The following is a 10,077-nucleotide window of genomic DNA, read 5'->3' as shown; positions in this document are numbered from 1 at the left end:
GAGGCGCTGCTGGGCGATATCGACCTGCCGGTCACCGCCGATCTCGGCGGGGTCCTCGCCGGCGGCGCCCCGGCGACCGGGGGCGACACCGACCTGACGCTCGACGCCACCCTGCCGGGCGGCACGCCGCTCGAGGTCGCGGTCGGGCTCGACCCGGTCGAGGCGCTGCTGGGCGATATCGACCTGCCGCTCACCGCCGATCTCGGCGGGGTCCTCGCCGGCGGCGCCCCGGCGGCCGAGGGCGACACCGACCTGGCGCTCGACGCCGATCTCTTTGGCGCCCTTAGTTCTGAAATGATGGCGGAGTTCAACCTCGCCGAAATCGCGCCTGAGGCAATGGCAAGCCTGGACCTCTTTGATGTAGCAAGCGGAACATCAGCTTTGTCCGCCGATGCGATGCTGACCGCCCTGACGGATACGCCCGCAATCCTGGCACCGAGTCAGGCGACAGATCTCCTCGCCATCGCGACAGCGCCCAGTACAGGCACCCCTTCATCGAATGTTGACGCCATAAACAGTACGCAAACGGCAGTGGCCGCGAAGATTGGCGGCGGATTCCTGTCGGGAGCATTTTATGGCGGATGGTGACACAGGATATCTTCGGGAAGCAGCATTCTGGAAGCAGTCCGTATTAACGCTTCTTCTGGTGACACTGGCACTGAATGTGCTCAGCCTGACCATACCAGTTGCTGCTTCCCAGATCTTCGGTCACCTCATTCCCGCTCCATACAGCCCCACGCTGTTGATCCTTGTCGCCAGCGTGGTGTGCCTTGGTGCCGCCGAGGGATTGCTGCGCTTCGCTCGCGCAGCTGTTCTGAATCGTGCAGGAGCCAATTTCGCCGGCCTGATCACGCACCGGCTGCTCACGCATATCATCACCAGCGACCCGCCAGGAGGGCGCCTTCTCGCCTCACGCAGCATCGAGTATCTCGGTGCCATCCAGCAGCTCAAGGAAAAATACAACGGGCAGATCGTCGTCAGCATGATCGAGCTGCTTTTCCTGCCGATCATCCTTGCCGCCATCTTTGCCATCTCCTGGATGACTGGCCTGTTCGTGCTGCTCTGCCTTGCAATCTTTGGCCTCGTCACGCTGCTAGACGCACGGCGGATGGAGCGTCTGGTTGACCAGAGCGCCGCGGAAGGCGAGAGCCGCTACGATTTCCTCTTCACCATGCTGGACGCGATGCACCTGATCAAGGCGCTGGGCATCGAGGACAACATCCTTCGCAGATTCGAGGCGGGTCAGTCCTCCATGAGCCGCCGCAACCATCAGCTCGGGCTGGTAACGGGCCGGCTGCTCAACAGTGCCTCTGTCGCCAGCCAGTCGCTGACCGCGGCGACGCTGGCCCTCGGCGCCATCGCGGTCGGGCACGGCCAGACGACGATGGGAGGAGTCTCGGCGCTGGTCCTGCTCAGCGGCCGCGTCATGGCGCCGCTGCAGCAGGCCATCTTCCTCTTCGTGCAGATGAAGGACATCGGCGCGGCGCAGCAGAAGATCGTGGCGCTGCTCCGCCAGGAGCCGGTCGCCAGCCCACGGCATGAGCTGAGCGTCACCAATGAAGGCCGCGTCTCGCTCAACCGCGCAGCCTTCCATGCCAGCGATGGCACCTGCCTTTTCCGGGACGTGAACCTGACGCTGCAACCCGGGGAGATCGTCGCCATCTCCGGCCCATCGGAGCGCGCCAACTCCGCGCTGCTGCAGATCATCGCCGGCGTGCACCGGCCCGCCGAGGGCACTGCCACGCTGAACGGCGTGGCGCCGACAGAATATCCCCAACCTCTGCTCAACCGCTGCGTCGGCTATGTGTCATCGGAGGGGATCCTGTTCCGTGGCACGATACGCGACAACATCACGCGCTTTGGCGAGGTGAGCGTGGAGGCGGCCATGGAAGTGGCCGCGCTGCTCGGCATCGACGCGGCCATCAACGAGCTGCCGAACGGGCTCGACACGCAGCTGATGGGCTCGGCGGCCGATGCCATTCCGCCCGGGCTGCGCCAGCAGCTGACCATCCTGCGGGCGCTTGCCACGCGGCCGAAGCTCATCCTCCTCGACAATGCCGATCGCGCGCTGGACCGGGAAGGCTACGCCAAGCTCAGCCGCTTCATCGGCAAGGTGCATGGGCAGGCCACCTTCATCCTGGTCTCGGACGACGCCAACCTGCTCGGCTATGCCGACAAGCGCTTCCTCCTGTCAGAGGGCGGGCTGCGCCCCATCGAGGGCTTCGCCATGGCGGAGCGGATCTCATACCGGGATCTCAGGGTATGATCATACCGCCCCGGCAGGATGCCGCCCGGGCAGTGCCGGCCGCGCCGGAGCAGGCCAGTCGCACGGCACCGCACGGTGACACGGAAGGCGGTGCGGCGCTGCGGAGCCTGCTGAACTGGCTTGCCCAACTGCAGGCGCTGGTGCGCCGCAGCCGGCACGGCCTCAGCGGCGATGAGGGCGACGAGCGGCTGTTCTGCGCGCTCTGCCTGACCGCCGGCACGGACTTTCCGCTGCGCCAGCTGCTCGCCGCCCTGCCGGCCGAACCCACGCCGCTGGACGCGGATGGCATCATTGCCGCGATGGGGCATCTCGGTTTCTGCGCCACGCCGCTTGCCCGCCTGCCGGCGCAGCCGCAGGCGCCGCTGCTGCACGATGGCGGCGGGGAAGGCGCCTCCGTCATCCTGCGCCTGCCCGGCAGCAACCGAATGTGGCGGCTTTGGCCCTCCGGCGCGATGGAGGAGCTGGCCTCATCACGCCAGCTCGGCCGCGGCACCCTCTGGAGCTTCCCGCGCGAGGGCGATACCCACCCGCTCTCCGCGGCGCGGCGCAGCCACACCGGGCACCGCTGGTTTCGTGCCCTTATGGCCAAGTTCGGCTGGCTGGCCGGCGGCCTCATACTGGTCAGCCTGGCCATCGCCGGCGTCAGCACGGCGCTGCCGCTGTTCACCATTCAGATCTACCACCACGTGATCAGCCTGGGCTCGCTTGAGCCGCTGCCGATGTTCGCGCTCGGCATGGCACTCATCGTGCTCATTGAGGGCCTGCTGGTCGGGCAGCGCAGCCGGATGCTGGCCTGGATCGCAAACCGGCTGGAGTTCCTCGTCGCCGGCGCGACCTTCGAGCGCATCCTCAAGATCAGGCCCGCCATCTCCGAACGGGCCTCGGTAACCGACCAGGTGGCGCGCCTGCGCACCTTCGAGAACGTCCGCGACTTCATCACCGGCCCCGCCTTCATCGCGCTGCTCGAGGCACCGATCACCGCCGCCTCCCTCGGCCTGCTCGCCGCCGTGGCGGGATGGGTGGTGGTGGTGCCGCTGCTCGGTATCCTGGCGCATCTCTGGCTGTTCTCGGTGCTGCTGCGCCGGGCGCGGGTGATGACCTCGATCGCGGCCGACGAGTCCACCGAGATGCAGCGTATGACCATCGAGACCTTCCAGAAGCGGGAGGTAATTCGCCAGGCCGGCCTGCAGCACCAATGGTCGGGCCGCATGATCGGCTGCGTGCGGCGGCAGCAGGACAATGCTGATGCTCGCGGCAGGGACGGAGGCGGTCTGGGCCGGCACCCTTGGCACCGGCGGGCTGCTTGCGTGCACCATCCTGGGCCGCCGCGCCATGGTTCCCTCCCACATGCTTTGCCTCTCGGTGCAGCGTTGCGAGCAACTGCGGAACAGCCTGGGCCAGCTGAATGGGCTGATGGAGATCCCGCCCGAGCGGGATGAGGTGCGGCAGTACAGCCAGGCACGCCCGTTGCAGGGTGGAATCAGCTTCCTCAACACCGGCTTCCGCGCCGCCGATACGCGCCCCGTCTTTGTCGGCCTGGACCTCGAGATACCACCTGGCAGCCGTATCGGCATCACCGGGGCCAATGGCAGCGGCAAGACGACCGTGCTCAAGCTGGTCCAGGGGCTGAGCGACCTGACGATTGGCGCCGTGCGGCTCGATGGCGTGGATCTGCGCCAGCTGCCGCCCGACGAGCTGCGCCGCCGCATCGCCTACGTCCCGCAGCATCCGCGGCTGTTTCCGGGCACGCTGCGCGACAACCTGCTCTTCGTCAATCCTCTTGCGGAGGAGGGCAAGCTGCGTCTGGCGCTTCAGGCCGCCCGCCTGGCGGAGGCGGTGGAGCAGTTGGAGGATGGCCTCGACCACCGCTGCGACGAGACGAAGACCTTCCCTCTGGAGTTCCACTTCAAGTTCGCCGTGGCACAGGCGCTTTTAACCGAAAGTAATATCCTCTTGATAGACGAGGTGCCTAACCGCTTGCTGGATGGCGAGGTAGGCCGGGTGATCAGGGACATCATCACGCAAAGAAGCCGCAGCCGGACCGTCCTGTTCGTCTCTCACAGGTCGGACTTCCTGGCGCTGGCCGAGCGCGTCGTCGTTCTGCGCTACGGAAAGGTGCCAGCGGTGACGACGCCTGCGGCGCTGGTGCAGGGGCCTGCATGAACGCTCTCTCGCCAGCGCCGCCGCCCAGCCCCCTCCCTGCCTCGGATGAGGCGCAGCTGGTCTATCCGTTGCTGGTCCACGAGAAGGTGCCGCAGCGCATGCTGCGTCGCATATGCGTCCTGGTGGCGCTCAGCGTACTGGCCTTTGTCGGCTGGGCCGCGACGGCACGCGTGCACGACGTCTCCCAGGCCAGCGGCACGATCGTGCCCTCCGGCTTCGAGCGCGTCGTGCAGCATTTCGAAGGCGGCATGGTCGAGCAGATCCTCGTGCAGCCTGGCGAGCTCGTGGAGCGTGGTGCGCCGATCTTCATCCTGACCGATGGCGGCACCACCGAGGACGTGCAGGTGATGACGCTCCAGCGGCACAACCTGCTGGCACAGATCGAGGGGCTCGTGGCGCTGATGGAGGACCGGGCGCCAGACTTCCAGGCCTTCGGAGAGGATGTCGCGGTCCGGGCCACAGCGGCGGCCCATGCGGCGCAGCGTGACGCGCAGGCAAGCCAGATTTCCCTACTGGACAGCCAGATCGAGCAGGCACGGCTGCAACTCAGGACGCTGGAGACCCAGATCGCCGGGCTGCGCAACAACCACGCCTTCGCCGCGGAACAGGAGGCAAGGATCGGCACCTTGTTCAACCAAGGCTACGCCACACGAACGCAGTACTCCGAGCGGCGCAAGGAGCGCGAGGATGCAGAGAACCAGCTCCAGGTCGCTCTGGAGAAGCGCCGCACCGCCCTGGAGGCCGTGGCCGAGGCGCAGAAGAACAAGATTGCCACCCTGGCCTCCGTCCGGTCCGACCTGGCCTCCCGCATCCAGGAGTTGCGCCGGGCGGTGATGGCGCTGGAGGGCGATGTCTCGAAGCGGCTCAGGCGGCAGGAGCGCCTGACGGTGGGCTCGCCGGTGCGCGGCATTGTCAAGTCGCTGGAAGTGACGACAATCGGTGGTGTGGCGGGCGCGGGTCAGCCCCTGGCGGTGATCGTGCCGCTGGACGAGATGCTGCATGCCGAGACGCGGCTGCCCGTCTCCCAGATCGGCCATGTCCGGCCCGGGCTTCCGGTGCATGTCAAGATTTCCGCCTACGACTTCACCCGCTTCGGCTGGATCGAGGGCCGCGTCTCGCGCGTCTCGCCCTCCTCCTTCAGCGGCGACGGGATGGCCTACTACAAGGTGCAGGTGGACCTGGCCTCGAACCACCTGCCCCTGGCGCCTGGTGCCCTGCTCTCGCCTGGCATGGCCGTCACGGCCGACATCATCACCGGCGACAAGACGGTCATGGCCTATCTGCTGAGCCCGATCCGCCGGGCCTTGAGCACATCCTTCCAGGAGCGCTGAGATGCCGCCCGCATCCGCCACGCCTCCTGGCCCCGCCGGCGCCGATGCCCGCGCCGTGAACATCCTGCTGGTCGATGACGACCGCACCAGCCTGCTGGCGATGGAGCAATGCCTGGAGCAGCTTGGCCACCGCGTGCACACCGCCGGCAATGGCGCTGAGGCCTTCGCGCTGCTGCGGGAGAACCCCGGCATGGCAGACCTCGTGATGACCGACCGCACCATGCCGGTGATGGACGGGCTGGGCCTGACACGGCGGCTCAAGCGCGAACCGCAGACCCGGCACATGCCCGTCATCATCCTGACCGGCGCAGCCGACAGCGAGGATGTCAGCGCGGGGATCGAGGCGGGGGCCTTCTACTATCTCACCAAGCCGCCGGTGGAGAAGGTGGTCGCCTCCGTCGTCAACTCCGCCATTCGCGAGGTGGCGCGGCAGCGCAAGCTGCGGGCCGATCTCGCCGGCCACCAGGAGGCCTTCCGCTTCATGCAGGCGGTGAAGTTCCGTCTGCGCCGTCCGGAGGAGGTGGAGCCGGTGGTGAGCATGCTGGCCAGCATGCAGGACACGCCGGACCGCGCCATCCAGGGCATTTACGAATTGGTTCAGAACGCGGTTGAGCATGGTGTCCTGCGCTTCGGCTTCCAGGAGAAGGCGCGCCTGATGATGCAAGGCCAATGGCAGCAGGCGCTGGCCGAGCGGTCGCAGGAGGCGCGCTTCGCCGAAAGCTGGGTGGAGGCGGCCGCGATCCGCCGCCAGGATGGCATCTACATCAGCGTCGCCGACAATGGACCCGGATTCGATTGGCGACCCTACCTGACAGCGGATCCCAGCCGGGCCGCTGCCAGCTGCGGGCGTGGCATCTCGCGCGCCGCGAACTTCGCCTTCGACCGGCTGAGCTTTGACAAGACCGGCAACAAGGCGATCGGCTTCATCGCCCAGGAGCGAGATGTCAAATGGTAAGGCATGCGATGGCGGAGTGGCGCCGCGGGCGGACCGGAAAGCTCCGCGCGGTCCCGATGATGCTGGTGATCTGCGGTCTCACCGCGATGCTGGTCGGCTGGTACTCGGTGACCTTCATCCGCGAGCAGAACCGGCTATTCCTCGGCGAGAGACGAATGCTGAGCCGCCTGGTGATGGCGCAGGCCGACACCGTTCTGGTCCGGGTGAAGGATCTGGCGGCCTTCATCTCCGCGCGCCGGGAAGAGCAAGTCGCCGCCAAGCTGCGTGTCGCGTCGCGCCTCTCGCCTTACATCATCGATCTCGGGCTGATACGCGGCGATTCCTTGCGTCAGCGCCGCTCCTTCACCAGCCCGGACGTTCTTCTGGATGTCAATCCGGTGGAGGCGCAGCGGCTCGCGGCGCAACTGCTGCAGAATGAGGGGCTGATCACGGCCATCCGGCCGCAAGCCTTCGCGTCGCTGTTCCCCAACATGGACGGCGACGAGGTCGTGCTGGCGCAGGCCATGCGCTTGGGCGAAGGCCCTGCCGACTTCTTCATCGTCTATGCGGCGGTGGAAGTACGCAAGATGCTCGAAGAGCTCAGTGCCGATTTCCGGGAAGGCAGCCTGACCGCGGCGCGGCTTACTGTGGACGAGGTGCAAACCGAATTCATCCTGCCCGGCCGCGGCACCGCGGACTGGACCGGGGACGCCACGCAGGAGGCGGTAAGGCTGGCGCACAACAGCCAGATCGTGCTCGCCAACTGGGACAGGACGGTGCGTTTCGGAAAGCTCGCCTTCATGGTCGCCGGCATTCTGGCGATCAGCGCGATCACCGTAGCGCTTTCGGTGCATTACATGAGAGACCGCCGGCGAGCAGAGGCGGAGCTTCAGGCGGCACTCGACAAGGCGAACAGTGCCAACGACTCCAAATCGACCTTCCTGGCCAATATGAGCCATGAGATCCGCACGCCGCTCAACGGGGTTCTCGGCATGGCGGAACTCCTGACGCGGACGGAGCTTTCCGAGCAACAGCTTCGCTACGTGCGACAGATTCGCTCGTCTGGCGGCGTTCTTCTGTCCATCCTCAACGACATCCTGGATATCTCCAAGCTCGAGAGCGGGCAGATGGCGATCGACCCCGTGCGGGTCAACCTGCCAGGGCTGATCAGCGACATTGTCGGCTTCTACGCTATGGGAGCACAGGACAAGGAGCTCGACCTCCTGCTGGACATCGAGCCCGACCTGCCGGAATTCGTCCAGGCGGACCCGACGCGCCTGCGCCAGATCATCGGGAATCTGATATCGAACGCGCTCAAGTTCACGAAGCAGGGTGAGATCTTCGTTTCCGCGGCCGTCGAATCCCATGATGACAAGACAGGCCAGGCGCTCATCCGTGTCTCGATCCGGGATAGCGGTATCGGCATCTCGGAGCAAAGCATGGCCAAGCTCTTCTCCCGCTTCACCCAGGCGGAGGCGAGCACGACCCGGCTGTATGGAGGAACCGGGCTCGGCCTCTCCATCTGCCGCGAACTTTGCGAACTGATGGGCGGCCACATCGGCGTCACCAGTGCGATCGGCCAGGGATCGACCTTCACCTTCCGGCTGCCGGTGCAGGTACTGCAGCCCGCCACGATCGAAAAAGGGCCCGCATTGCGGCTGGCCATCATCTGCGGTGCCCCGCCGCTGAAGAGCATCATCGGTAAAGGGCTTGAGGTGCGTGGCGTCGAATGCGTCTGGTTCGAACCCACGGTGACATTGCAGCGGGCATTGCAGGCCCAGGCCGAAAATGCTCCCTTCGATGCCCTGGTGATCGACCAGGGCCCGCATATCGAGGAAGCTTTGGAAGTCAGGCGCCTGGCGCAGGCGTTCCCTGCCCTATCTGCCGCGCCGACTATCGTGCTCGGTACGCAGCAGGCCGACAAACGCTATGCTGCGTTCTCCCAGGTGGTCATCAAGCCGTTCAGCGCACACACATTGTACGAGACCATACTACGCGTCGTGCAGAGCGGAATTTCCAAAGCAGAGGGAATGGACATGGCCGGTGCATCCAGCATCTCCCCTGCTCATCCGTTCGAAGGATACAAGGCGCTTCTCGTGGACGACAACAACGTGAATCTGATGTTCGGAGAAGAGATCCTCAGGGATCTGGGCTTCGAGGTTGCGAGAGCGACCAATGGCAAGAAGGCGATTGAGGCAGCGTTGCAGGGCCGTTTCGACGTGATCTTTATGGACTGCCAGATGCCTGTGATGGATGGCTACGAGGCCAGCGGCCATCTTCGGCGCATGATGGCGGATGGCGAGATTCACCGCGTGCCGATCGTTGCTTTGACAGCAAACGCCTTGAAGGGTGATCGTGAGAAATGCCTTGCAGCCGGCATGGACGCCTTCTTGAGCAAGCCGATCAGCACGGTCGATCTGCAGATGCTTCTAGACTCGCTGAAGGATTTCACATCCACCGCGGCGAAGAAGCAGCGTGTCCTGGCGGCGGTCAAAATTCCCTCGCATTCGCCCACGGCGACAGTCAAGGCACCCCTGCCCGGGTCATTGGAGCAGGATCTGGCAGCCGAGCTTCCAGGCACAACAACTGCCAGCTTCCGGCCCTCAGCGGCCCCTAAGGCCCAGTCTCCGGTGACTATAGAAGCGCCTCTGCTGAAAGGCTCTTCGGAGAATCCCGCTCCGGCTACGTCGCCGAAGGCAGCGCCAGGCATGGCCGCTCCTACGGCAGAGCAACCGCCTCTCCCGCGTTCCAAGATTCCCGTTATTGACCTGGCGGAATTTCAGAAAACAAAATCATCGATGAAAAAATTTGAAGTTCTTATTTCATTTTATTTGCAAGACACTTCCTCTTACATCGAAGACATCAAGAAGGCATTGGCCATGGCTCAAGTGGAGGATGCCATTATGCCCGCTCATACAATCAAGAGTTCAAGCCGCATTCTAGGAGCCAGTGCATTGGCCCTGCTGGCAGAAGAATTCGAAAAGCGCGCGCGCCTTGGTGGAGAGGCACAGATGAGGGAGCTGCAGGCTATTCGTGATCATATGGAGCGTGTCTTCACCGCGACGTCGGATGGCATCAAAAAACTGATGGATGACGGTAAGGGAATTGCTGCGGTTTGACGGAGAGGCGCTGGATCAACTGGCGGCCATCTTCTCGAACTGGACCGGGCTTGTGAAGCCGGGCGCGGAGTGGCGCCTGACAGGGCTGTAGAGACCATCAATGTGGCGGCCGATGGCCTGCTCGGCATCCTGATGTGTTTCAAACATGGTGCGCCAGACGAGTTCCGACGGGACTGTCAGGAATTTCGTGTAGGGCGGAGCGGTTGAACACGCTCAGGCCATGGCGCGGGTGAAACGCTCGCCGAACAGCACGGCGAACTGGGC

7 protein-coding genes are annotated in these 10,077 nt (G+C 65.1%); all 7 read left to right on the top strand.

Annotation, left to right across the window (positions count from 1 at the left end):
- Positions 1–588: hypothetical protein (locus tag ACFOY6_RS23475; RefSeq protein WP_379652405.1), on the top strand; the 588-nt coding region annotated here is incomplete at its 5' end.
- Positions 575–2,266 carry an ATP-binding cassette domain-containing protein gene (locus ACFOY6_RS23470; protein WP_379636783.1) on the top strand — a complete coding sequence of 564 codons (1,692 nt, stop codon included), beginning with the start codon at positions 575–577 and terminating at the stop codon, positions 2,264–2,266. The genes ACFOY6_RS23475 and ACFOY6_RS23470, both read left to right, overlap by 14 nt.
- Positions 2,263–3,705 (top strand): ABC transporter transmembrane domain-containing protein, encoded by a 1,443-nt coding sequence (locus ACFOY6_RS23465; protein ID WP_379652404.1) that lies wholly within the window; start codon positions 2,263–2,265, stop codon positions 3,703–3,705. Before ACFOY6_RS23470 ends, ACFOY6_RS23465 begins: the two co-directional genes overlap by 4 nt.
- Positions 3,680–4,429 (top strand): ATP-binding cassette domain-containing protein, encoded by a 750-nt coding sequence (locus tag ACFOY6_RS23460; RefSeq protein WP_379652403.1) that lies wholly within the window; start codon positions 3,680–3,682, stop codon positions 4,427–4,429. The genes ACFOY6_RS23465 and ACFOY6_RS23460 overlap by 26 nt, the downstream gene beginning before the upstream one ends.
- Entirely contained in the window at positions 4,426–5,760 is a 1,335-nt protein-coding gene (locus ACFOY6_RS23455) for an HlyD family type I secretion periplasmic adaptor subunit (protein WP_379652402.1), read from the top strand. The genes ACFOY6_RS23460 and ACFOY6_RS23455 overlap by 4 nt, the downstream gene beginning before the upstream one ends.
- A gap of 1 nt (position 5,761) precedes the next feature.
- Positions 5,762–6,715, top strand: coding sequence for a response regulator (locus tag ACFOY6_RS23450; protein WP_379636773.1), 954 nt, complete (start codon positions 5,762–5,764; stop codon positions 6,713–6,715).
- 56 nt (positions 6,716–6,771) lie between these two features.
- The gene (locus ACFOY6_RS23445) at positions 6,772–9,813 is read left to right on the top strand and encodes a hybrid sensor histidine kinase/response regulator (protein ID WP_379652401.1); all 3,042 of its coding nucleotides are present in this window, start codon (positions 6,772–6,774) and stop codon (positions 9,811–9,813) included.
- Positions 9,814–10,077: the final 264 nt, after the last annotated feature.

The organism is Teichococcus aestuarii, assembly GCF_042651065.1.
Lineage (GTDB): Bacteria > Pseudomonadota > Alphaproteobacteria > Acetobacterales > Acetobacteraceae > Pseudoroseomonas > Pseudoroseomonas aestuarii.
This window is presented reverse-complemented; position numbering and strand designations above follow the sequence as displayed.

Coding starts and splice junctions, on each gene's coding strand:
- ACFOY6_RS23450 (WP_379636773.1), top strand. CDS start 5,762: ATGCCGCCCGCATCCGCCACGCCTCCTGGCCCCGCCGGCGCCGATGCC.
- ACFOY6_RS23455 (WP_379652402.1), top strand. CDS start 4,426: ATGAACGCTCTCTCGCCAGCGCCGCCGCCCAGCCCCCTCCCTGCCTCG.
- ACFOY6_RS23445 (WP_379652401.1), top strand. CDS start 6,772: ATGATGCTGGTGATCTGCGGTCTCACCGCGATGCTGGTCGGCTGGTAC.
- ACFOY6_RS23470 (WP_379636783.1), top strand. CDS start 575: ATGGCGGATGGTGACACAGGATATCTTCGGGAAGCAGCATTCTGGAAG.
- ACFOY6_RS23465 (WP_379652404.1), top strand. CDS start 2,263: ATGATCATACCGCCCCGGCAGGATGCCGCCCGGGCAGTGCCGGCCGCG.
- ACFOY6_RS23460 (WP_379652403.1), top strand. CDS start 3,680: ATGGAGATCCCGCCCGAGCGGGATGAGGTGCGGCAGTACAGCCAGGCA.